22 protein-coding genes are annotated in these 22,743 nt (G+C 71.2%); 13 read left to right on the top strand and 9 right to left on the bottom strand.

The genetic code is table 11. The features are described 5' to 3' along the window. Positions 1–49: 49 nt before the first annotated feature. Complete coding sequence (locus QRX50_RS39565; RefSeq protein ID WP_285968189.1) at positions 50–517, top strand: YkgB family protein; 468 nt, start codon at positions 50–52, stop codon at positions 515–517. On the opposite strand, the gene QRX50_RS39560 is transcribed toward QRX50_RS39565, so the two are convergent. Next, the gene (locus tag QRX50_RS39560; RefSeq protein ID WP_285968188.1) at positions 514–1,629 is read right to left on the bottom strand and encodes a glycosyltransferase; all 1,116 of its coding nucleotides are present in this window, start codon (positions 1,627–1,629) and stop codon (positions 514–516) included. The genes QRX50_RS39565 and QRX50_RS39560 overlap by 4 nt on opposite strands. A gap of 288 nt (positions 1,630–1,917) precedes the next feature. Between QRX50_RS39560 and QRX50_RS39555 the strand changes: the two genes are divergently transcribed. From QRX50_RS39555 to QRX50_RS39525, 7 genes are all read left to right on the top strand, one after another. Continuing rightward, a complete protein-coding gene (locus tag QRX50_RS39555; RefSeq protein WP_285968187.1) occupies positions 1,918–3,795 on the top strand; it encodes an alpha-L-fucosidase in 1,878 nt (625 codons plus the stop codon). Between the two features lie 16 nt (positions 3,796–3,811). After that, positions 3,812–5,710 carry a glycoside hydrolase family 84 protein gene (locus QRX50_RS39550; protein WP_285968186.1) on the top strand — a complete coding sequence of 633 codons (1,899 nt, stop codon included), beginning with the start codon at positions 3,812–3,814 and terminating at the stop codon, positions 5,708–5,710. A gap of 21 nt (positions 5,711–5,731) precedes the next feature. Beyond that, complete coding sequence (locus QRX50_RS39545; protein ID WP_285968185.1) at positions 5,732–7,567, top strand: glycoside hydrolase family 35 protein; 1,836 nt, start codon at positions 5,732–5,734, stop codon at positions 7,565–7,567. A gap of 89 nt (positions 7,568–7,656) precedes the next feature. Next, positions 7,657–8,130 carry a carboxymuconolactone decarboxylase family protein gene (locus tag QRX50_RS39540; RefSeq protein ID WP_285968184.1) on the top strand — a complete coding sequence of 158 codons (474 nt, stop codon included), beginning with the start codon at positions 7,657–7,659 and terminating at the stop codon, positions 8,128–8,130. A gap of 469 nt (positions 8,131–8,599) precedes the next feature. Beyond that, positions 8,600–9,460, top strand: coding sequence for an amidohydrolase family protein (locus tag QRX50_RS39535; RefSeq protein ID WP_285968183.1), 861 nt, complete (start codon positions 8,600–8,602; stop codon positions 9,458–9,460). Further along, a complete protein-coding gene (locus QRX50_RS39530) occupies positions 9,453–10,337 on the top strand; it encodes a substrate-binding domain-containing protein (RefSeq protein WP_285968182.1) in 885 nt (294 codons plus the stop codon). The genes QRX50_RS39535 and QRX50_RS39530 overlap by 8 nt, the downstream gene beginning before the upstream one ends. Positions 10,338–10,398: 61 nt before the next feature. Further along, positions 10,399–11,697: a cation:dicarboxylate symporter family transporter gene (locus QRX50_RS39525; protein WP_285968181.1), complete on the top strand. Its 1,299-nt coding sequence runs from the start codon at positions 10,399–10,401 to the stop codon at positions 11,695–11,697. 37 nt (positions 11,698–11,734) lie between these two features. On the opposite strand, the gene QRX50_RS39520 is transcribed toward QRX50_RS39525, so the two are convergent. Both QRX50_RS39520 and QRX50_RS39515 read right to left on the bottom strand, forming a co-directional pair. Continuing rightward, positions 11,735–12,499, bottom strand: a complete 765-nt coding sequence (locus QRX50_RS39520; RefSeq protein WP_285968180.1) for a crotonase/enoyl-CoA hydratase family protein — start codon at positions 12,497–12,499, stop codon at positions 11,735–11,737. Further along, positions 12,496–14,013, bottom strand: coding sequence for an AMP-binding protein (locus tag QRX50_RS39515; protein ID WP_285968179.1), 1,518 nt, complete (start codon positions 14,011–14,013; stop codon positions 12,496–12,498). Before QRX50_RS39515 ends, QRX50_RS39520 begins: the two co-directional genes overlap by 4 nt. A gap of 56 nt (positions 14,014–14,069) precedes the next feature. On the opposite strand from QRX50_RS39515, the gene QRX50_RS39510 reads away from it, so the two are divergent. Then, positions 14,070–14,600 (top strand): TetR/AcrR family transcriptional regulator, encoded by a 531-nt coding sequence (locus QRX50_RS39510; protein WP_285968178.1) that lies wholly within the window; start codon positions 14,070–14,072, stop codon positions 14,598–14,600. A 3-nt stretch (positions 14,601–14,603) separates the two neighbouring features. Here the strand turns inward: QRX50_RS39510 and QRX50_RS39505 are convergent, their stop codons facing one another. After that, positions 14,604–15,506, bottom strand: coding sequence for a serine hydrolase (locus QRX50_RS39505; protein ID WP_285968177.1), 903 nt, complete (start codon positions 15,504–15,506; stop codon positions 14,604–14,606). Beyond that, positions 15,503–16,396, bottom strand: a complete 894-nt coding sequence (locus tag QRX50_RS39500; protein WP_285968176.1) for a LysR family transcriptional regulator — start codon at positions 16,394–16,396, stop codon at positions 15,503–15,505. Before QRX50_RS39500 ends, QRX50_RS39505 begins: the two co-directional genes overlap by 4 nt. Before the next feature lie 102 nt (positions 16,397–16,498). Here QRX50_RS39500 and bla (QRX50_RS39495) point away from each other — a divergent pair, with 102 nt between their 5' ends. The 3 genes from bla (QRX50_RS39495) to bla (QRX50_RS39485) are packed head-to-tail and all read left to right on the top strand — an operon-like array spanning position 16,499 to position 18,884. Beyond that, on the top strand, positions 16,499–17,395 hold the full coding sequence (gene bla / locus QRX50_RS39495; protein ID WP_285968175.1) for a class A beta-lactamase: 897 nt from the start codon (positions 16,499–16,501) through the stop codon (positions 17,393–17,395). Between the two features lie 20 nt (positions 17,396–17,415). After that, the gene (locus QRX50_RS39490; RefSeq protein ID WP_285968174.1) at positions 17,416–17,964 is read left to right on the top strand and encodes a D-alanyl-D-alanine carboxypeptidase family protein; all 549 of its coding nucleotides are present in this window, start codon (positions 17,416–17,418) and stop codon (positions 17,962–17,964) included. Between the two features lie 56 nt (positions 17,965–18,020). After that, positions 18,021–18,884 (top strand): class A beta-lactamase, encoded by an 864-nt coding sequence (bla, locus tag QRX50_RS39485; protein ID WP_434533379.1) that lies wholly within the window; start codon positions 18,021–18,023, stop codon positions 18,882–18,884. A 1-nt stretch (position 18,885) separates the two neighbouring features. Here the strand turns inward: bla (QRX50_RS39485) and QRX50_RS39480 are convergent, their stop codons facing one another. Genes QRX50_RS39480 through QRX50_RS39465 form a run of 4 tightly spaced genes read right to left on the bottom strand, consistent with a single transcriptional unit; the run spans position 18,886 to position 21,543 of the window. Further along, the gene (locus QRX50_RS39480; protein ID WP_285968172.1) at positions 18,886–19,251 is read right to left on the bottom strand and encodes an RNA-binding S4 domain-containing protein; all 366 of its coding nucleotides are present in this window, start codon (positions 19,249–19,251) and stop codon (positions 18,886–18,888) included. Between the two features lie 25 nt (positions 19,252–19,276). Continuing rightward, complete coding sequence (locus QRX50_RS39475) at positions 19,277–19,906, bottom strand: TetR/AcrR family transcriptional regulator (protein WP_285968171.1); 630 nt, start codon at positions 19,904–19,906, stop codon at positions 19,277–19,279. Positions 19,907–19,951: 45 nt separating this feature from the next. Then, entirely contained in the window at positions 19,952–20,143 is a 192-nt protein-coding gene (locus QRX50_RS39470; RefSeq protein ID WP_285968170.1) for a ferredoxin, read from the bottom strand. Continuing rightward, positions 20,143–21,543 carry a fatty acid desaturase gene (locus tag QRX50_RS39465; RefSeq protein ID WP_285968169.1) on the bottom strand — a complete coding sequence of 467 codons (1,401 nt, stop codon included), beginning with the start codon at positions 21,541–21,543 and terminating at the stop codon, positions 20,143–20,145. Before QRX50_RS39465 ends, QRX50_RS39470 begins: the two co-directional genes overlap by 1 nt. A gap of 412 nt (positions 21,544–21,955) precedes the next feature. Here QRX50_RS39465 and QRX50_RS39460 point away from each other — a divergent pair, with 412 nt between their 5' ends. After that, positions 21,956–22,693, top strand: coding sequence for a GON domain-containing protein (locus QRX50_RS39460; protein ID WP_285968168.1), 738 nt, complete (start codon positions 21,956–21,958; stop codon positions 22,691–22,693). Positions 22,694–22,743 lie beyond the last annotated feature (50 nt).

Here is a 22,743-nt window from a genome sequence, read left to right as displayed (position 1 = left end):
ATCTTGGTTACCGTCGGCCGGACATCCGATCACGACGAAAGGGGAGCTCGTGGCTTCTCGGGTCACACTGGGAGGGCGCACCGAGGCCGTGGGCGGGCTCGTGGTGCGCTACGGGCTCGTGCTGGTCGTCGCGTGGATCGCGGTCCTCAAGCTGACCGCGTCGGAAGCCCTGCGCATCCAGCAGTACGTCTCGCACAGTCCTTTCCTGGGCTGGCTGAACGGCGTCCTGGATCCGCGGTCCCTCGCGATCGTCCTCGGCGCGGTCGAGTTCGCCGCCGCCGTTCTCATCGCGGCCGGCCCGTGGGCGCCGCGGCTGTCCGCCGTGGGCAGCGCGCTCGGCATCCTGATTTTCCTGACCACACTCAGCTTTTTCCTCACCACGCCAGGCGTCGGGGATGCGGCCGCGGGCGGTTTTCCCGCCTTGTCCCCGGTCGGTCAGTTCCTGCTCAAGGACGTGGTTCTGCTCGGCGCCTCGATCTGGACCCTGGGCCGGTCGCTGAACCGCGTGACGTCCTAAGTGGACGAGTAGTTCCGGCCCTTCCACCCGGCACCACGGCCGGCGAAGTGCCGGCGCGCCGAATCGAGTGTCATCAGCGTGTACAGCAGCGCCGTCACCGGCAGCAGCACGCCCAGCACCGGCCACTGCCGATAGTAGCGCGCGATCGGCACGAACGTCGCCGCCATCAGCACCCACGCGGCCAGTGCCGGCCACGAGGGGCCGGCGAACGTCAGCGCCGGGGGAGCGAGGAACACCAGGGCCAGACCGACGACAGTGCCCGCCAGCACGAACGGTGAGTGGCGCAACTGCGTGTACGCCGTGCGCGCGATCATCTGCCACAGATCGGTCAGCCGCGGGTAGGGCCGGACACTGTGGACGTTCGTCGCGAACCCCAGCCACGTCCGCCCGCCCGCCGCGGACACCGCGCGGGCCAGGGCGACGTCGTCGATCACGGCGCCGCGGACGGCCGCGACACCACCCGCGCGTTCGAGCGCGCGGCGGCGCACGAGCACGCACCCGCCGGCAGCCGCGGCCACTCGCGAGCGCGGGTTGTTCACTCGCCGGAACGGGTAGAGCATCGCGAAGAAGTACACGAACGCCGGCCCGATCAGCCGTTCCCAAGGCGTTTCGGTGCGCAGCACGGCCATCTGTGACACGAGGTCGTGCTCACCGCACGCCGCCACGAGGGTTTCGAGCGAACCCGGGCCGTGCTCGATGTCCGCGTCGGTCAGCAGCACGAAATCCACCGCGCCCGCCTCCGCGACGCCGCGAGCGACCGCCCACAGCTTGCCCGTCCAGCCCGCCGGCAACGGGTCCGGCGTGACCACGGTCAGTGGTAACGCGTCGGGCACGCCGCCGAGCCGCCGGGCGAGGTCACCGGTGCCGTCGGTGCTGTCGTCGTCGACGAGGATCACGCGCGCCTCGCCCGGATACCGTTGCGCGAGCAGGGCGGGCAACGTCGCCGGGAGCACGGCCGCCTCGTCGCGCGCCGGCACCACGACCGCCACCGACGGCCACTCGGCCGGGCGCGCCGACGGCGGCAACCGCTGGTCCGTCCGCCAGAACCAGCCGTGGCCGAAGGCCAGTCCCAGCCACACCGCGAGCGTGAGCCACCCGAGCACCGTCAGCACTTCGCGGATCCTAGCGCCGCGATCGCGGCTCGGCGCGACGACAGCATCGGTCAAGAACCATCGGACGACTGACCTTGTCGCACCGGAAAACCCGGGTGCGAGTGAACGGCGTCAACCAGGCACGAACGCAGATTCCCGCGGCGGACAGGGAACGGACAGTCGAGCGCACCTCCCCCGGGTAGGTCTAGACATCCGATGGATCACGCACCTAGTGTGCTGGACGATCCACCAGGTCGTCGCCGGCTGCCACCGGGGCACGCGGCCGCGCGGACTCGTCAGGAGGAGCACGTGCCGATCTCGAGGCGCCGGAACGCCGTTCTGGCCGCACTGTTTTCCCTCGCCGTGGCCGGAGCCACGGCCACGCCCGGTGCCGCCGCACAGCCGGACCGCGGCTGCACCGGACCGATCAAGACCGCGGCGATCATGACCGTCGAACCGTGCGACGGCATGGACCGCGTCCTGGCCAAGGCCGCCGCCGTCGTGCCGCGGCCCGGCCAGCTCGCCTGGCAGCAGCGGCCCGTCACCGCGTTCACGCACTTCGGCATGAACACCTTCACCGACCGCGAATGGGGTTCGGGCGCCGAGAAGGAGTCGACGTTCGCGCCGCCGGCCGTGGACACCGACCAGTGGATGCGCTCGCTGAAGGGCGCCGGCGTCACGCAGGTGATGCTCACCGCGAAGCACCACGACGGCTTCGTGCTCTACCCGACCCGCTACACCGACCACTCCGTCGTCGCCAGCCCGTGGTGGCTCGGCGCGGGCTGCACCGACCCGAAAGCCGACGCCGCCCGCCAAGCCGCGCAGGCCGACCGCGCGCAGGACCCGTCCGCGTTCTGGCAGGCGCGTGACGCCGGCTGTACCAACCCACGCGGCGACATCCTGCGCGACTACGTGGATTCCGCGCGCAGGGCCGGCCTCAAGGTCGGTGTTTACCTCTCACCCGCCGACGGCGCCGAGCTGCCCGCGACCTTCTTCGCCGACGAGGTCAAGCGGATCGAGGCGAAGGTCGCCGCCGGCCAGTCGCTGTCCATCGAGGAACAGGCCACCTACGACGACCGCGCGAGCGCACCGCAGGGCCAGGGCCGCTACGGCACCGGCAGCGCGGTGACCCCACGGACCATCCCCACGCTGGTGGCGAACGACGACCGCGCCGCCGCGCTCGCAGCCGGGAAGCTGCCGCGCTTCACCGTGCACGAGGACGACTACAACACCTACTACCTCAACCAGCTCTACGAACTGTTCACCCAGTACGGGCCGATCGACGAGCTGTGGCTCGACGGCGCCAACCCCTGGCGCGACCGCGGCATCAGCGAGAACTACGACTTCACCACCTGGTTCTCGATGATCCACGCGCTCTCGCCGAACACCGTCACGTTCGCCGGGCCGGCCGGCGTGCGCTGGGTCGGCAACGAGGCCGGCCAGGCGCGGACCACGGAGTGGAGCCCGCTGCCGACGACCGGCGACCCGAACACCGCGCACAACGAGGAGCTGTTCCTCGGCGGCGCGACCGCCACCGACCTCGGCTCGCGCCAGGTGCTCGCCGACCCGTCGGTGCGCTTCCTGCAGTGGGCGCCGGCCGAGTCCGACGTCTCGATCCGCCCCGGCTGGTTCTTCCACCCCGGCGAACAGCCGAAAACCGCCGCGCAGCTCGTCGACCTCTACCGGCGGACGGTGGGCCGCAACTCCTCGTTGCTGCTGAACGTGCCGCCGGGCCCGGACGGCGAGTTCGCGCCCGCGGACGTCGCTTCCTTGGCGGCCTTCGGCCAGTCCGTGGCGGCCACGCAGGTGAACCAGGCCCACGCGCGGCCCGGCGAGAAGGCCGTCGCCGCGGTCACCGACAATTCGCTGACCACCTCGTGGACGCCACCGCACGGCGCACTGGAGGGCACGCTCGACGTACCGCTCGCCCGGCCCGCGACGTTCGACCAGATCCGCCTAGGCGAGGACATCAGCCGCGGCCAGCACGTGGAGGGCGCGACCGTGCAGGCCGAGGTCGACGGCGCGTGGCAGACGCTCGGCACCGTCACCACCATCGGCTACGCCCGCCTGGTCACGCTCTCCGCACCCGTGACGACCGGCCACCTGCGCGTGGTGATCACCCGGGCGCGGGCCACGCCGTACCTCTCGACCTTCGCCCTGTACCGCACCGTGCCGCCGGCCGCCTGACCCGAAGGACCCCTTCATGACTTCCCGGAAACGCCACCTGGCCGCCGTGCTCGCGGCCGGGGTTTCGCTCGCCGCACTCGTCACGCAGCCCGCCGCGGCCGCGGCCGATCACCACCAGCCGCTGCCCGTCGTCACACCCACGCCGCAGTCGCTCGCCCGCGACTCGGCCGACGTCGCGGTGCCCGACGAGGTCGTGCTCGTCACCGACAGCACCACCGACGCCGCCGCGAAAGACCTCGTCACCACGCTGTTCCGGCAGCACGGCGCGCGCAAGGTCACCGCCGTCACCCAGGAGCCCCGCCACGGCCACGCGCTCGTGGTCCGGCTCGGCGCCGGCGCCGCGGCCCCGTCCCAGGCCGAGGGCTACTCGCTCACCACCACGCGCGGCGAGATCGTGATCGCCGGGCGCGACGGCTCCGGCCAGTACTACGCGGCGCAGACGCTGCGACAGCTGTTCGTCCGCTCCGGCCACGGCTGGGCCATCAGCGGTGTGGCCGTGCGCGACTGGCCGAACATGGCGTTGCGCGGGTCGATCGAGGGCTTCTACGGCCCGCCGTGGAGCACCGCCGACCGGCTGCGGCAGATCGCGTTCCTCGGCGAGGTCAAGGCCAACACCTACGTCTACAGCGCCAAGGACGACGCCTACCTGCGCGCACAATGGCCCGATCCCTACCCCGTCGAAGAGCTGGCCACGCTCGGGCAGCTGGTGCGGTCGGCGACCGCGCACCACGTCGACTTCACCTACGCGCTCTCGCCCGGTGTGTCGATCTGCTTCTCCTCGCCCGACGACCTCGCCGCGGTGAAAGCGAAGCTGCAGTCGGTGTACGACCTCGGCGTGCGGTCGTTCTCGATCCCGTTCGACGACATCTCCTACACCAAGTGGAACTGCGCGGCCGACCAGACGGCGTTCGGCGCGCCCGGCCAGGCCGCCGCGGGCAAGGCCCAGGTTTCGCTGCTCAACGCGATCACGAACGACTTCGTCAAGACCCACGACGGCGCCCGTCCACTGCAGACGGTGCCCACCGAGTACAGCGACCTGAAGGACTCGCCGTACAAGACCGAGCTGCGCGAGAACCTCGACCCCTCGGTGGTCGTGCAGTGGACCGGCACGGATGTGGTGCCGCCGAGTGTCACCACCGACGAGGCCCAGCAGGTGTCCACTGTGTACGGCCGCAAGGTGTTTCTCTGGGACAACTACCCCGTGAACGACTACGAGCAGTCCTCCGGCCGGCTGCTGCTCGCGCCCTACGCCCAGCGGGAGGCCGGGCTTTCGCAGTACCTCAACGGGATCGTGGCCAACCCGATGAACCAGGAGGCGGCCAGCGAGGTCGCCGAGTTCGGGGCCACGGACTTCGCGTGGAACGACGCCGGGTACTCGCCGGAGCGCTCGTGGCCGCAAGCGCTTGCGCGGCTCGCGGGCGGCGACGCCCGGGCCACGGCCGCGTTGCGGGTGTTCGCCGACCTCGAGCACCTGGCCCCGACGTTCGGCCCGACGCCGTGGCAGCCGCAGGCCCCGGTGCTCGCGGCGAAGGCGAAGGCGTTCTGGCAGCGGTGGAACGCGGGCGACCACCGGGTGGGCGACCTGCGGGCGTACGCCGTGCAGATCCGCGATGCCGCGAAGGTCATCCGCGGCGGCCGGGTGGAGAGCGCGTTCGTCGACGAGGCCTCACCGTGGCTCGATGCGACGGCTTTGTGGGGTGGCGCGATGGTCGACCAGCTCGACGCCCTCGCGGCTGCCGGGCGTGGTGACACCAAGGCGGCGCAGCGGCTCACCGCGTCCGCCGACGGTCTCGTCGCCCGGGCCCAGGCCGTGAAGACGGGCGACACCAACCGGTGGGGGGTGCGGCAGGCGCTCGTCGGCGACGGGGTCCTCGACGCGTTCATCACCCAGGCCCGGGCCGCGACGCTCGGCTGACCCCGAAGGACGGAGAGCTTCGTGAGTGCAGTGAGCAGGAGGAGTTTCCTCGGTGGGGTCGCCGGGCTGGCCGCGGCGAGCACGGTGTTCGCCGGGCCGGCCGGCGCGGCGGGCCGCGGAGGGTTGACCGTGTCCGGCGAGCAGTTCCTGTTGGACGGCAAGCCGTTCCAGATCATCTCGGGTGCCGTGCACTACTTCCGGATCCACCCCGACCAGTGGCGCGACCGGCTGGAGCGGCTGCGGGCGCTCGGCCTGAACACGGTCGAGACGTACGTGGCGTGGAACTTCCACCAGCCGAAGCCGGGCCCGCCGGACTTCAGCGGGTGGCGTGACCTGCCGAAGTTCATCCGCACCGCCGGCGAGGTGGGGCTACGGGTGATCGTGCGGCCGAGCCCGTACATCTGCGCGGAATGGGAGTTCGGCGGCCTGCCCGCGTGGCTGCTCGCCGACCGCGACCTCGAACTGCGCTGCGCGGATCCGAAGTACCTCAAGGCCGTGGACGCCTGGTACGACCACCTCGTGCCGCGCCTGGCCGCGCTGGAGGCGCACCGAGGCGGGCCGGTGATCGCCGTGCAGATCGAGAACGAGTACGGCAGCTACGGCAACGACACCTCGTACCTGGCGCACCTGCGCGACAGCCTGCGCTCGCGCGGGTGCGCGAGTCTGCTGTTCGCGGCCGACGGCGCGTCGGACTTCTTCATGCGCTTCGGCTCGTTGCCGGGCACGCTCGAAGTCGGCACGGGCGACGGCAACCCGGTGCCGAGTCTCGAGGCGCTGAAGAAGTTCCAGCCCGGCAAACCGGTGATGATGGCGGAGTTCTGGGACGGGTGGTTCGACCACTGGGGCGAGCAGCACAACACCCGCGACCCGCAGCAGATGGCGGGCTACATCGACACGGTGCTCGCCAGCGGCGCGTCGGTGAACCTGTACATGGCATGCGGTGGCACGAACTTCGGCTTCACGAGCGGGGCCAACACCTCCGGCACGACGTATCAGCCCACCGTCACCAGCTACGACTACGACTCCCCGGTCGGGGAGGCCGGCGACCTCGGCGCGAAGTTCACCGCGCTGCGGGCCGTGATCGGCAAGTACACGAAGCTGCCCGAGGGGCCGATCCCCGGCCGTTCGCCCCGGCTGGCGCCGCAGACCGTGAAGCCGGATGCGTCGGCGTCGCTGCTGGAGTCGCTGCCCGCGTTGTCGAAGGTGGTGCGCTCGCCGCAGCCGCTGCCGATGGAGAAGCTCGGCCAGGCCACCGGGCTCATCCACTACCGCACGAAGGTGCAGGGCCCGCACAACGGCACCCTGAGCATCCACGGCCTCGCCGACCGCGCGCTGGTCTTCGCCGGCGGCAAGCAGGTCGGGGTCCTCGACCGCAACACCCCCGACGGCACGGTGGACCTGGTGTTCGAGGAGGCGGAGAACCAGCTCGACATCCTCGTGGACGCGATGGGCCGGATCAACTACGGCCCGTACCTCGCCGACCGCAAGGGCATCGACGGGTGGGTCGCGATGAACACCCAGCAGAAGCTCTTCGGCTGGGAGATCCGGCCGTTGCCGCTCGACGATCTGTCCACAGTGCACTTCACCCCGGGTGCTCCGGCAGCCGGCCCGGCCTTCCACCGGGCCGCGGTGCCGATCGAGGCGCCCGCCGACGGGTTCGTCGCGCTGCCGGGCTGGGAGAAGGGCATCGTCTGGCTGAACGGCTTCAACCTGGGTCGCTACTGGAGCCGCGGTCCACAACGGACTCTCTACGCCCCGGCGCCGCTGTGGCGCAGGGGGCGCAACGAGCTCGTGGTGCTGGAGCTGCACCAGCCGGGGGAGACGCTGGAGATCCGCGCGGAGGCCGACCTGGGGTGAGACGCAGGTCACTTTCGCCGGTGTCACAACTTCGCGGGCCCACCCGTCAAGGGTGTGTAACCAGTGGAAAAGGGCGAAGGAGCAGGCCAGTGGAAGCACGACTCAACCTCTTCGAGAACGCGGTCGCCGGCAAGTTCATGAAGTACCTGAACGCGGCGAACAAGCCGATCGCCGACTCGGGCCTTCCCGCCGCGACGCAGGAGCTCGTGAAGCTGCGCGCCAGCCAGATCAACGGCTGCGGCTTCTGCACCGACATGCACTACAAGGAAGCGGTCGCCGCGGGCGAGGAGCCCACCCGCCTCAACCTCGTCGCGGCCTGGCGCGAAGCCACCGTCTTCACCGACGCCGAGCGCGCGGCCCTGGAGCTGGCCGAAGAGGGCACCCGCATCGCCGACGCCGCGGGCGGCGTCAGCGACGAGGTCTGGCAGCAGGCCGCCAAGCACTACGACGAGGACCAGCTCACTGGCCTCACCATGCTCATCGCGCTCATCAACACCTACAACCGCATGAACGTCATCACCCAGCAGTCGGCGGGCCACTACGAGGTGGGCATGTTCGGCTGACCCCTGGCCCACCACCGCTCCCACCGCTACGACGCCCCAGGCACCGGCCCGCCCGGAGCTTGGGGCGTTGTGCTGTCCGGGGGCCACCCGGTCGGCGGGGTCGAGCCGCCGGGTGCGCGCCGATCTCGGCCCGTCCTGGGCTTTCCGCCCGCCCCTCCCGACTGCCCGATTCGAACAAATCATCCCGCCGTGTCGCCCTCTTGCTGCGTCGGTGCTGAGTCTCCAGCCACCCTCACTTGTCAGGGGGCCCATCCGTCCCGCACCCTCCCACCTGCACGGATTCCACGGGACTGCTCGCGCTGTGCTCACGGGGCGCTGCGCACCGTGATCCTCAACGAAATCGTCCCCACAATCTTGTACGAGATTGTTAACAATCGTGTATGGTCCCCGTTTGCCGGAGCGCGCGGGCTCCGAGCCGGGTCGCCGAGGATCCGGTGCTGCGCCGAATCGCCGGTTCACAGGAGGTCACATGGACATCATCGACTCGCATACCCACGTCATCTCCCCGGACGCCGGCCAGTACCCGGTCGACCCCATCGGCGGGAAGCAGAGCGAGTGGTCGAAGGCGCACCCGGTGGACATCGACGGCCTCGTGCGGGCCCTCGACTCGGCGGGCATCGCGCAGGCCGTGGTGGTGCAGGCGTCCACGGTGTACGGCCACGACAACCGCTACGTCGCCGACGCGCTGCGCCGCCACCCCGACCGCTTCGCGGGCGTTTACTCGATCGACGCGATGGCCCCCGACGCCGTCGAGAAGATCGACCACTGGCAGGGCCTCGGCCTCTCGGGCTTCCGCCTGTTCACCACCGGCACGACCATGCCGGGCCAGGCCGACTGGCTCGGCCACGAGGACTCGTTCCCGGCCTGGGCCCACGCCGAGAAGCACGACATCCCCGTGTGCCTGCAGATGACGATCCAGGGCCTGCCGAAGCTGCGCGAAATCCTCGACCGTTTCCCGCGCGTGCGCGTGCTGCTCGACCACTGCGCGCGACCCGACCTTTCCGACGGGCGCCCCTACCGCCTGGCCAAGGACCTGTTCGACCTCGCCGCCTACCCGGGCGTGCACCTCAAGCTCACCCACCGCGCGCTGGCCGCGTCGGCGAAGGGCGCGTCCACGACCGAGGACTTCCTCACCGACCTGGTCGCGGCCTACGGCGCCGCCCGCATCGCGTGGGGCTCCAACTTCCCCGCGGCCGACGGCGTGCTGCCCGACCTGCTGGCCGAGGCCCGCGAGACGGTCTCCGTGCTGCCCGAAGCCGACCTCGACCAGATCTTCGGCGGGACCGCCGCCGCTTTCTACCCGTCGCTGAAGGGTGCGAGCCGTGCCTGAGCCCACGACCCTGCGGACCGTCCTCGCGGACTACCCGCACACCAAGCCGCTCAAGAACGGCGAGGTCACCAGCCCGTCGGTCGAGCTCGACTTCACCGCGGTCTCGCCGGTGCACAAGGCGTTCGCGCCGATGGTGCGCGACGAGGCCTACGACCTGAGCGAGCTGGCCATCGTCACGGCGCTGCAGGCGATCGCCTACGGCCGCCCCGTGGTGCTGCTGCCGGCCGTGGTCGCGTCGCGGTTCCAGCGCGGCTGCCTCATCGCCCACGCGTCGCGCCCGGTGGACCCGGCCGCACTCAAGGGCAAGCGCATCGGCGTGCGCGCCTTCACCCAGACCACGGGGATGTGGGTCCGCGCGCACCTCACCGAGGACTTCGGCCTCGCCTCGCGCGACATCCACTGGCTCACCCGCGACGGCGCCCACGTCGCCGAGTACCAGGACCCGGACTTCGTCGAGCACGGCGTCGGCGACGCGAGCCTGCCCGACCTCCTGCGCGAAGGCCGCATCGACGCCACCATCCTCGGCAACGACCTGCCCGAAGGCGACGAGTTCGTACGCGTGATCCCGGACGCCGCCACCCGCGACGAGCAGTGGTGGCGCGAGCACGGCTTCATGCCGATCAACCACATGGTCGTCGCGGGGGAGTCGGTGAGCCGCCGCGACCCCGGCGCGGTCCGCGAGGCCTACGAGCTGCTGCGCCGCGCCGACGCGACCGTCGAGCAGCCCGCCGGCGCGCCGGTCCCCACGGTGTTCGGCTTCGAGCGCCTGAGTGGCCCGATCGAGCTGATCGTCGACGCGTGTCTCGAACAGGGCCTGCTCCCGCGCCGCCTCGACGCCGACGAGGTGTTCGCCCCGGCCCGCCGCATCCTCGGCTAGCCCCGGCTTTCCCGAGTCACAGCCTCCCCACCCGGAGATTCAACGGAGAAACCGGAAGACGATGAGCGAAACCACGTCCGCGGGCGCCCCCGGGCAGACCCGCAAGCGCAAGCCGTTCTACCAGGACCTGACCTTCCAGGTCCTCGCCGGCGTTGTCGTCGGCGTGCTCGTGGGTGCGCTCGCGCCCTCGGTCGGGCACCACGTCGACTTCCTCGGCGACATCTTCATCCACCTCATCCAGATGGTCGTCGGCCTGATCATCTTCTGCACGGTCACGCACGGCATCGCGAGCGTGCGCGATCTCGGCAAGGTCGGCCGCATCGCGGTGAAGTCCATTGTGTACTTCGAGGTGATCACCACGATCGCGCTGGTGATCGGCCTCGTGGTGGTCAACGTGCTCAAGCCCGGCGTCGGCATGAACATCGACCCGTCGTCGCTGCACGCCCCGGCCTCGGCGGCGCCGGCCAAGTCGGAGGGTTTCGACGACTTCCTCGTGAGCCTCGTGCCCACGTCGGCCGTAGACGCGTTCGCCAAGGGCGAGATCCTGCAGGTGCTGGTGTTCTCCGTCCTGTTCGCCTGCGGCCTCGCCGCGCTGGGCGAGAAGGCGCAGCCGGTGCTGAACATCGTCGGCACCGTGCAGCAGTCGCTGTTCTGGATCATCAAGAAGGTCATGCGGCTCGCGCCGTTCGCCGCGTTCGGGGCCATCGCGTTCACGGTGTCGAAATACGGGCTGAGCACGCTGTTGCCGCTGGGCAAGCTGGTCGGGGTGTTCTACCTGATCGTGGTGCTGTTCTTCGTGCTCGTGCTGTGGCCGGTCTCGCACTACGCCGGGGTCAGCCTGTGGAAGGTGCTGCGCTACTTCCGCGCGGAGCTGGTCCTGGTGCTCGGCACGAGCTCGTCCGAAAGTGTCTTCCCCCAGCTCACGGCGAAGCTCGAGAAGCTGGGTGTGGACGAGCCGGTGGTGGGGCTCGTGCTGCCCACCGCGTACAGCTTCAATCACGACGGCACGTGCCTGTACTTCGCCGCGGTGAGTGTGTTCCTGGCGCAGGCCACCGGCACGGACTTGAGCTGGCAGGCGCAGCTGGGCCTGCTGTTCGTGCTGCTGCTGACGTCCAAGGGCGGCGCGGGAGTGTCGGGTTCGGCCATCGCGGTGCTGGCGCTGACCCTGGCGGCCACGCACACGATTCCGGTCAGCAGCATCGCGCTGGTGCTGGGTGTCCACAGTGTCCTGTCGGCGGCGTTCGTGTTCACCAACATCGCGGGCAACTGCGTGGCCACACTGGTCGTGGGCAAGTGGGAGAAGGCCATCGACCGCGTGACCCTGCATCGCGAGCTCGACGCGGGTTACGTCGCAGCGTGACGAACCCGGGGCGGGGTTTCTGTGCCCCGCCCCGGGTTCAGGCGTCGAACGAACCGTGCCGGCCGGCGCCGCGGGCGAAGCGGGTGGCGCCGGCGACGGTGTCGCTCGACAGGGACACCAGGCCGTGGCCGAACTCGTTGGCCAGGGCGGATTCTTCGGTCGCGCCGTGTTGTTCGAGCACCGACGCGCGGTCCTCGCGCAGGCAGGTCTGCGGGAACGCCGCCAGGCTCTGAGCGAGCTCGACCGCCGCGTCGAGTGCCTGGCCGGCGGGGACGACGCGGTTGGCCAGGCCGATCCGCAGTGCCTCGTCGGCGGAGACCGGGCGGCCGGTGAGGATGAGGTCCAGTGCGTGACTCTGGCCGATCAGGCGCGGCAGCCGCACGGTGCCGCCGTCGATGAGGGGCACGCCCCAGCGCCGGCAGAACACGCCGAACACGGCGGTTTCGTCGGCCACGCGCAGGTCGCACCAGATCGCCAGCTCCAGCCCGCCTGCCACGGCGTGGCCGCTCACGGCGGCGATCACCGGTTTGGCCAGGCGCAGCCGCGTCGGTCCCATCGGCCCGTCGCCCGAGGGTTCGGTGCGGTTGCCCCGGCCTTCGCTCACGGCCTTGAGGTCGGCGCCCGCGCAGAACGTGCCGCCGGAGCCCTGTAGCACGGCGGCGGAGGCGTCCTCGTCGGCGTCGAACGCGCGGAACGCGTCGGCCAGCGCCTCGGCCGTGGCGCGGTCGACGGCATTGCGCCGTTCGGGCCGGTCGATCGTCACGATCGTGACGGGGCCGCGCTTCTCGACCAGGACGTTCATCGGTCCTCCCACAGGGGATCACGCAGGGCCCGGCGCAGGATCTTGCCCACCGCCGACTTCGGGATCGCGTCGACCACGCGCACGCGCTTGGGCACCTTGTACCCGGCGAGGAGCCCGCGCACGTGCGTACGCAAGTCCTCTTCGGACACCGTGGCTCCCGGCCGCAGGGCGACGAACGCCGTCACGGCCTCGACCCACGTCGGGTCGGGCGCGCCGACCACGGCGGACTCGGCGACGGCCGGGTGCGCGGCCAGGGCGTCCTCGACCTCACGCGGGTAGACGTTGTAGCCGCCCGTCACGATCATGTCGCTCGCCCGATCGACCAGGTGGAGATACCCGCGCTCGTCGGCGCGGGCCAGGTCGCGGGTGCGGATCCAGCCGTCCACGAGGGTCTCGGCGGTGAGTTCGGGTGCGTCGAGGTACCCGCTCATCGTGAACGGCGCGCGCACGCGGATCTCGCCGATCTCCCCGCGCGGCACCGGATTCCCGTCGGGATCGGTGAGCAGGAGCTCCGCGTCGACGGCGGGGTGGCCGCACGAGCCGAGCAGTTCGCTCCGCAGATGGTCGGTTTTGCCGAGCACCGTCTGGCACAGCGGTGCCTCGGTCTGGCCGTAGTACTGCACGAACTTCGGTCCGAAGCGGACCATCGCCTCCTGGATCAGCGGCTTCGGCATGGGGCTGGCGCCGTAGACGATGGTGTCGAGGGTGACGGCGGCGTCCACAGTGGATCCGGCGAGCAGCAGGCCCAGCATCGTCGGCACGAGGTTGACGTCGGTGACGTGGTGCCGGGTGACCGAGTCCAGATAGGACCCGGGGTCGAAACCCGGCAGCACGACCGCGCGGCCGCCACGGATCCAGTACGGCAGCACGAAAGTCCCGCTGGCGTGGATGAGCGACGCGGCGTGCAGCATCGCCGAGCCGGGCCCGGGGGAGAGGAGGTTGGCGAGGATGTTGCCGGTGATCGCGGCATAGCTGGCCTGCGTGTGCTGCGCGGCCTTGAGGGTGCCGGTGGTGCCGGAGGTGTGGAGAGCGAGTACGACGTCGTCCGGGGCGACGGGGACGCGCGGGTCGGCCGCCGGAACGCGGTCCAGTTCGGTGACGAGGTCGAGGTCCTGGGCGCGTTGGCGGTCGCCGAGCCCGGCCACGCGCAGGCCGTCGAGGGCTTCGGCGAGTTCCGCGGCCCGTTCGGCCAGGGACTTGCTGTACACGAGCAGCGTGACGCCGGTTTCGGCGAGCATCCGGGTCTGCTCGGCCACGGCGAGGCGGGCGTTGAGTGGCACCCTGGTCACGCCGGCCTTGAGGCACGCGAAGTCGAGCGGGATGGACCACTCGCCGTTGTCGACCAGCAGCCCCACTCTCGTGCCACGCCCGGCGCCCGCGGCGAGCAGGACATTGGCGAGGCGGCTGGCGCGCTCGTCGACCTCGGCGAAGGAGAACTCCCGGTCACCGACGACCACGGCCGTGCGGTCCGCGAAGCGCTGGGCACCCCGGCGCACCAACTCCACAGCGAGCATGCCGGGAGGTTTTGACAGTCCGTCTGGACTGTCAACGAGGACGGTAGGCTGCCCGGGTGACCCGCAGCGAACAACGAGCGCGCACCCACCAGACCCTGCTGGACGCCACCGTCGCGTGCCTGGTGAAGTTCGGCTACGCCGGCACGACGACGCAGCGCGTGCAGGAGCGGGCGGGCGTGTCGCGGGGTGCGCTGCTGCACCACTTCGGGTCGAAGGCGGACCTGTTCGTCGCGGCGATCCACTACATCGCCGAGCAGCAACTGGCGCAGGTGCGGCTCGCCGGCGCGGATTCGCGGCGGCAGCTGGTGACGGCGTTGCGGGAGGCGATGTCGGGGCCGTTGTTCCTGGCGGGGCTGGAACTCTGGCTCGGCGCGCGGACCGACCTGGCGTTGCGGGCGGCGTTGCTGCCCGCGGAACGCGAGCTGGGCCGGGAGCTGCGGACGGCGTTCGAGTCCACAGGGGACGATCGTGTCGGCTACGAGTCGCTGCTGATGTTGTTGCGGGGCCTCGCGCTCACCAGCATCCTGCGCGACGACACCACGGTCGCCGACGCGGTCGTGGACCGGTGGTTCGACCGCCTGGGCTGAGGTTCACCGCGACCGCAGGTGGTCCCGCATCGTGCGGGCGACCCGCGCCATCAGGATCTCCGCCTCGGGCTGGATCGCCGCCGGTACCCGCGACTCGGTGAGCGCGGCCACCGCGAACACCTGCCCGTCGGCGTGCTCGGCGACCCCGACCTCGTGCCGCAGGTTCAGCAGCGTGCCGGTCTTGGACGACCACTTCGTCGCGTCGGACCCGAAATCCGGCGTGAGCCGCTGGCGCAGCAGGTTGTGGGCCATGAGGTCGCGCGTGCGCGCCGCCACCTCGGCGTCCACTTCGGACGGTCGCCACAACGCCTCCAGCAGCGCCACATACGCCCGCGCCGACCCGGCGCTGGCCCGGCTGACGTCCAGTTGCGACACCGGGTGCCCCCGCCCGGCAGTGCCCGCGCGAATGGCGAGCGCGTGGGCGAGGTGCACCTCGCCGGGCTCGAACCGTTCGGCGGGGGTGTCGGCGAGCTCCGCCGTCGCGTGCCGCACGGAAACGCCGTCGATGCCCCACTCGCGCAGCATCCGCGTGACCTCGGCCGGCGGCGTGAGCTCGAACAACGCGTCGGCCGCGGTGCCGTCGCTGACCGCCACGCTCAGGTAGAGCAGATCGTCGATCGCCACGCGCGCCGGGTGGCGGAACCGCGCGAGCCCGGCCGGCCCGGCCGTGGTGACCCGCCCGGGCTCGACCTCCAGCTGCGTCGCGCCGTCGAGCTCGCCCCGCCGGATGCGCTCCAACGTCGCCGCCGCGAGCGGCACCTTGACCAGCGACGCGCTGGGGAACTCCAGGTCCGCGTCGAGGCCGATCTCCTGGCCGGTGTGCAGGTCGCGGACGAGGAACGAGCCGCGCAGGCCGCCGTCGTCGAGTTCTTCGCGGAGGTCGCGGAGCAGGGATTCGGTGTTCACACGTTCTCCTCGTCGGGGGCGCCGAGGCAGCGGGCGATGCCGGACCGCAGCCGGGTGCGCAGGTGGTGGGCGTCTTCGCCGAGGGTGGCGGCGATGTCGAAGCCGCGGGCGAGCGGGGCGTCGCCGAGGGGGCGCCAGCCCAGGCCGAGCTCGGTGGCCTGGGCGGGGGAGCACAGGAGCAGATCGGCGGAGCCGTAGACGGCGGCCGCGGCCGCGGTGAGGGAATCGGCGACGGAGACCTGCGCGGGTTGCAGGCCCACGGCGTCGCGGACGCGGAACACGCGGTCGCGGAGGTGGGGCACGTCGTCCTCGGGCTGGATCCACACGCGGCGGCGCTCGGCTTTCGTGGCGCGGCCGGCGCGCAGCGTCTCGAGGTGGACCACGGGCGGGAGCTGCTGGCGTTCTGTGGCGGCGACGCCGAGCGGCACCGTCCACACGGCATCGGTCTCGGGCACGGCCACCAGGGCGGCGCGCACGTCCTGGGTGCGCACGAGCTCGGCGCGCTCGCCGGGCGGCGCGGGGCGGAACTCGAGGAAGATGCCGAGCGCGCGGGCCTCGGCGTCGAGCTCGGCGAGGTCGCGCGTCGGGCAGGTGCCGGGCACGGCGAGGCGCAGGGGCCGCAGCTTGGCGCGCTTCGCGTCGTGCTCCATGGCGTCGGCCAGGTGGACGAGGCGCCGCGCGGACGGCAGCAGATCGCGGCCGAAGGGCGTGAGCTGGGCCCGGCGGGTCGCGCGGTCGAAGAGGCGCTCGCCGAGGTGGCGCTCCAGCGCCGCGATCCGGCGGCTCGCCACCGGCTGGGGGATGCCGGCCACCGCCGCCCCCGCCGTGAAGCTCCCGGTCTCGCTCACACCGACGAACGCGCGGCAGCTTCCGATCAGGTCCACGACCACACTGTATGCCCATTCCGCATGGAAGGGGCCACTTCTGTCTTGGACAGCATGAGCGGCCTTGGTGAGACTGCGGATGTCGATCACTTCCGAAGGGGGAACCCGGTGTTCAGCAAGTCTGTGGTGGCGGCGGTGGCGGCGGTGGCAGTGGTGGCGCTGGCGGGATGCGGCGCCCCGCCGGCCCCGCAAGCTCTACCGCCCGCCACCTCCGCTTCGCCGACGGTCTCGAACCACGACTTCGAAGACCTCGAGCGGTCTTTCGGCGCCCGGCTCGGCGTATACGTCGTGGACACCGACTCGGGCCACGAAGTCGCCTACCGCGCCGACGAGCGCTTCGCCTACGCGTCGACGCACAAGGTGTTCAGCGCCGGGGCCGTGCTGCAGAAGGTGGGGACGGCGGGGCTCGACCGCGTGATCGAGTACGGCCCGGGCGACGTCGTCGCGAACTCGCCGATCACCCAGAAACGCGCCGGCACCGGCATGACGCTCAGCGCGATCATGGACGCCGCCCTGCGCTACAGCGACAACACCGGCGGGAACCTGCTTTTCCGCGAGCTCGGCGGGCCGGCCGCATTGAGCACGTGGCTGCGCTCGATCGGCGACACCACCACCCACGTCGACCGCATCGAACCCACCCTGAACGAGACCGCGCCCGGCGACCTCCGCGACACGACCACCCCGCGCGCCTGGGCCCGGTCCCTGCGCACGGTGGCCCTCGGCGACACCCTGCCCGCGCCGCTGCGCACCGTCCTGACGAACACCATGCGCGCCAGCACCACCGGCACCAACCTGGTCCGCGCGGGTGTCCCTTCGGGGTGGCAGGTCGCCGACAAGTCCGGCACCGCCGACCACGGCACCCGCAACGACATCGCGATCGCCTGGCCCCCGGGCCGCGCGCCGATCGTGTTCGTGGTGTTCTCCGACCGCCCCGCCGCCGACGCCCCCACGGATGACGCCCTCGTCGCCCGTGCCACGGCGGCCGCGGTGAAGGCGCTGGGCTGAGACGTTCTCCTGGGGGAGTCATGAAACTGTCCACTTCGGGCCGGCGTCGCGACGCCGGCTACCGGGTGATCACCCGGCTGCTCGCCTTCGTGTCGTGGCCACTGGCGTCCCTGGTGGCGCCGGGCCTCGGACGATCCGTTGCCTGCTCCTGGGCGCTGCGGATCCGCTTCCCGTCCGAGGACCTCACCGGCTTGTCACCCGGCACTCACGCCGCTTTCGTCGCGGCGCGCACCGCCGCCCTCTGGCACCACGGCACCCTCCTGGGCCTCACCTCCGGCCACCGCGACGCCGACACGCAGGACCGCCTTTTCACCGCGGAGGTCCGCCGCACCGGCTCGGTCGCTTCGGCCCGCCGGCGCGCCCTGCCCCCGGCGAACTCCCGCCACGTGACCGGCACGGCCCTCGACATCCGCCCCCGCGACGGCGCCCGCTGGCTCGAGCGCCACGGCGCGGCCCACCACCTGTACCGCGTCTACGACAACGAGTGGTGGCACTTCGAATACCACCCCGAAGGCCGCCCACCGCGCGTCCCGCACCCGGGCTTCTCCCTGGCGGACGCGGAAACCTGAGAGGAAATCCCGTGGCGGACCGACGTCGCATCACCCGGCGGGCCCTGCTCGCCGGAATGCTCGCCGCACCGATCGCCGGGTGCGTGAGCCCCGCACCACCCCCGACCCCCACACCGCCCCCGAAAACGACAACACCCCCACCGTCGACTGCGCCACTCGCAGCACTCGAACGCAAGTACCACGCCCGCCTCGGCGTCCACGCACTCGCCACCGGCAGCGGAGCCACTCTGGACTACCGGGCCGACGAAAGATTCGCCTTCTGCTCCACCTTCAAAACCTTCGCCGTCGCGGCCGTACTGCGAACCCACCCGCTGTCCTACCTGGACACTCAAATCCCCTACACCAAGGCCGAAGTCAACTCCTTCTCCCCGATCACCGAGAACCACGCCGGCACCGGGATGAGCGTGCGCCGGCTGTGCGACGCCGCCATCCGCTACAGCGACGGCACAGCCGGCAACCTGCTCATGCGGGACGCCGGCGGCCCGCCCGGGCTCACCGCGTACCTGCGCGGCCTGGGCGACGCCACCAGCCGGATGGATCAGTACGAGCCCGATCTCAACCGCGATCCCCTCGACGACCCGCGCGACACCACCACCCCGCGGGCGCTGGCCGCCGACCACCGGACGATCGTGCTCGGCAACGCGCTACCCCCCGACAAACGCGCTCTCGTCGAAGACTGGCTCAGCCGCAGCACCACGGGCGCGCAGACCATCCGCGCGGGCGTGCCCGCTGACTGGGGCGTGATCGGCAAAACCGGCCACGGCGACTACGGCCGCGTCAACGACGTCGCCGTCCTCCGTCCACCGAACGCACCCCCGCTGGTCTTCGCGATCATGTCCGACCGCACCGCCTACGACGACGAACCCCGGTACGCCCTGATCGCCGAAGTCGCGAAGTACGTCGCCCAGGTGCTGCGCTGACTCAGTCCCAGCGCGAGCGGAACTCGTCGAGCACCCGGCGTTCCCGCTTCGTCGGACGGCCCGCGCCGCGCTCGCGCCGCGCCACCGGGATCGCCGCTTCCGGCGGCGGTTTCGGGGTGCGGTCGATGATGCACTTCGCCGCCTCGGGCGCGCCGACGCGTTTCTGGATGACCTGGACGACCTCGACGACGCGGGTGGTCTGACCGATGCGGGCGCGGACCTCGTCGCCGGCGACGACGGTGGTGGCGGGTTTGGCCGGGCGGTCGTTCACGCGCACGTGCCCGCCCCGGCAAGCGGCGGCCGCGTCCGAGCGCGTTTTCGCCAGCCGTACGGCCCACAGCCAGCGGTCCACCCTGGTCGACTCCACGGGTCCATCATGCCCCAGCCGCCGGTCAGCCGCGGCGCATAGGCCGCGCCGCCGAGGTGCCCAGCACGCGCCCGACCACCCAGGCCAGCGCGTCGGCCGTGCGGGCGGGGGTGTCGGACGGCTGCATCACGTGACTGAGCACCGTGCGCACGACGAGGTCGATCACCACGGCGATCTGCTCGTCGTCCAGCGGCGGCTCGTAGGTGCGCATGCGCTCGACCAGCATGGTCTTCGCCTCGGTGAGCAACGAGCCCGCGCGCGTGGTCAGCAGCGGCAGCAGTTCGGTGTCCGTGCCGTGCGTCGCCGACGCGATGGCGCGCAGCAGCGTGTTGTCGTCGGCGAGGTCGAGCACCGCGCGGATGGCCTCGTAGATCGCCTCGACCAGGTCGTCGGGGTGCCGGTCGAACGCGGTGCGCACCACGGCGAGGAAGCGGGCCAGCTCGTGGGAGATCATCACCTCGGCCAGCGCGGCCTTGGAGCCGATCTCGTTGTACACGGTCTGGCGGCTCACGCCCGCGGCCTCGGCCAGCCGCGCCATGGTGACCGCCGACCAGCCCTCGCTCGCGGTCAGTTCGATGGCCGCGGTGACGATCGGCTGCCGGTGCTGGCCGCCCTCGGGCGGTGTGGCCCGGAGTGCCCCGCTCATGATCGTCATCCTAGGCCGCCTCCTGTGTGGTCCCGGCGAACTGGCGAACGCACGTCAGTCGCGCACCTTCAACGCCAGCACCGGGCACGCGTCGGCCGCGGCCGTCACGTCCGGCCGGTGTTGCTCGGCGGGGCTCTCCTCCAGGAGCACCACCGTGCCGTCGTCGCCGACCTCGAAGAAGTCCGGCGCCATCGCCTCGCACATGCCGAGCCCCGCGCACAGCTCGCGGTTCGCCTCGATCCGCATCACGCATCCACCCTTCCGGGAGCCACGAAGTCGACCTTCTCGCGCACGCCGCAGTCCGGGCAGCACCACGAGTCCGGGATCGCCGACCACGTCGTGCCGGCCTGGAAACCCTCGCGCGGATCGCCGCGCCGTTCGTCGTAGACGTAGCCGCAACCGGGGCACATGCCGCCCTCGGTGGCGTCGCCGCGGGTGTCGGCGGTGACCGGCTCAGCGGCCGTCACCCGGGTGCCGTACCGCGCCAGGACCTTGCCCCGCTTGCGCGGCTGGATGTTGGCGCGGCGGACGTCGCCGTCGAAGTGGGCGAGTACGCGCGGGTCCATCACCCGCCGCCACAGCGGCGGCACGAGCGCCAGCACGATCATCCCGGCGTACCCGGTGGGCAGCACCGGCGACTCGGCGAAGTCCCGCAGCGTCTGGTAGCGGCGCGTGGGGTTGGCGTGGTGGTCGCTGTGGCGCTGCAGGTGGTAGAGCAGCACGTTGGTGGCGATGTTGTTGGAGTTCCAGCTGTGGCTCGGATCCACGCGCTCGTAGCGGCGCCGATCCGGCGCCCCCACGCGCTGGCGCAGCATCCCGTAGTGCTCCATGTAGTTCACGACTTCCAGCAACGAGAAGCCCACCACAGCCTGGATCAGCAGGTAGGGCAGAATCCCCACCCCGAGCCACACCAGCATCGCCGCCCACAGCACGGCCGACATCAGCCACGCGTTGAGCACGTCGTTGCCGATGCGGAACGGGTGCTTCTCCCGCCGGGCGTAGCGCTTGCGCTCCAGCCGCCACGCCGAGGCCAGCGAGCCGCCGACAGTTCGCGGCCAGAAGCGGTAGAAGCTCTCGCCGAGGCGGCTCGAAGCCGGGTCCTCGGGCGTGGCCACGCGCACGTGGTGGCCGCGGTTGTGCTCGATGTAGAAATGGCCGTAGAAGCTCTGGGCCAGCGCGATCTTCGACAGCCAGCGCTCGTGGCTCTCCTTCTTGTGGCCGAGCTCGTGGGCGGTGTTGATGCCGATCCCGCCGATGCACCCGATGGACGCGGCCAGCCCGATCTTGTCCACCACCGTGAGGTCGCCGCGCCCGATCAGCCAGAAGGCCGCCACGAACCCGACGTACTGGATCGGCAGGAAGAGGTAGGTGATCCAGCGGTAGTACCGGTCGTTCTCCAGCTGTTCGAGCACGTCGTCGGGCGGGTTGCTGCGATCGAGCCCCGCGACCAGGTCGATCACGGGCACGATCACGAGGATCACGATCGGCCCGATCCAGAACCACACCCCCCAGCCGGTGGCCGCGTGCAGCCCGATCGCCAGGAACGCGAGCGAGGGGACCACGAGCCCGATCAGCCACAGGTACCGCTTGCGGTCGGTCCACGACTCGGTCGAGCCGGCGGGCACCGTCCCCGCGACTTCGCTCATCTCGTCCTCCTCCGTCAACGACGCTGTCCGACGTGGTTGACAAGAAGGTAGGTGATGTACACCCAGCTTGACAAGTCGAAACGAAATGTAAAGAGCGGCTCGTCCGACGGATGCCGGGTTGTGACTACCCTGTCCACCCCGGGGTCCACCACGTCCACTGTGGACCATCATCCGTTCGAGGTGAAAATCTCCGCGGGCTGTTCCGGCGCACCTGGGCTGAGTGTGCATTCACGAGTATTTCGCCGCACGGGGCCGGTGAATTGCCTCCGAATGCGTTAATCCGGTTCTCGAATGTCGTAATTCATTATCGGTGTCGGCGCAGCCTCTTCGCAGGTGACCCGCATGGCCTATCGCCCGGTTCGAGTTTTCGCCGTCTAATCATTCAGCCACATCGTCGAGGGAATGAGGTTTCATGTTCCGAAGAATTGTTGTCGCGGCTGCAGTTCTGGTCCTCACCGGGCTCGCCGTGACGCCTGCGTCCGCGTCCGCGCAGCCGGCGGCTCAACCGCCGGTGGCTGCCGGCACGAGCAGTTGTGCCGCGATCCGTGCCCTGCTGCCGATCGCGGGCGACGGGAACTATGTGCTGAACACCGGCTCCCACCTCGTCCCCGTTTATTGTCACGACATGGCCGGCACGCCGCGGGAATACATCACGCTCACCGCCCCCAACTTCTCGCAATACACGGCCGGTGGCGCGACACAGGGCACGAATGTCCGCACCACGTTCACCCGGGTGCGGATCGACCCGGCGACCCTGCTGGTCGACATCAACGACGTCACGTTCGCCACCAGCACCGGATCGGCCCTGCAGTCGGGGAACTTCGCCATCGGGTCCATGCCTTACGGCGTGGCCGCGTCGTGTGACTTCGCCGCCAGCGGTGTCGGCCGGGTCGACCTCGGCGGCACGGCCTTCGTGCTGGCCGCCTCGTGGGTCCTCGGCGGGTTCGAGTCGCGGGGCGGCGCCACCCTCAGCGCCGACGGCCGCAGCGCCGACCTCGCGGGTGGCGGCTACTGCGGCTCGCTGACCCCGGCGCCCGCGATCTACAACCCCGTCAACCCCACCGTTCCCGACTTCCACCTCCAGCTCGCGTGCGGCCCCCACACGCTGGTCGACGTGCTGCTCGGCCGGGCGTGCGTGAACCTCACCTGAGCCCCGTCGTCCCGGGCGAGCCGTGGCACGCGGTTCGCCCGGGCGCCGAC

The organism is Amycolatopsis sp. 2-15 (genome assembly GCF_030285625.1).
Taxonomy (GTDB): Bacteria; Actinomycetota; Actinomycetes; order Mycobacteriales; family Pseudonocardiaceae; genus Amycolatopsis; species Amycolatopsis carbonis.
This window is presented reverse-complemented; position numbering and strand designations above follow the sequence as displayed.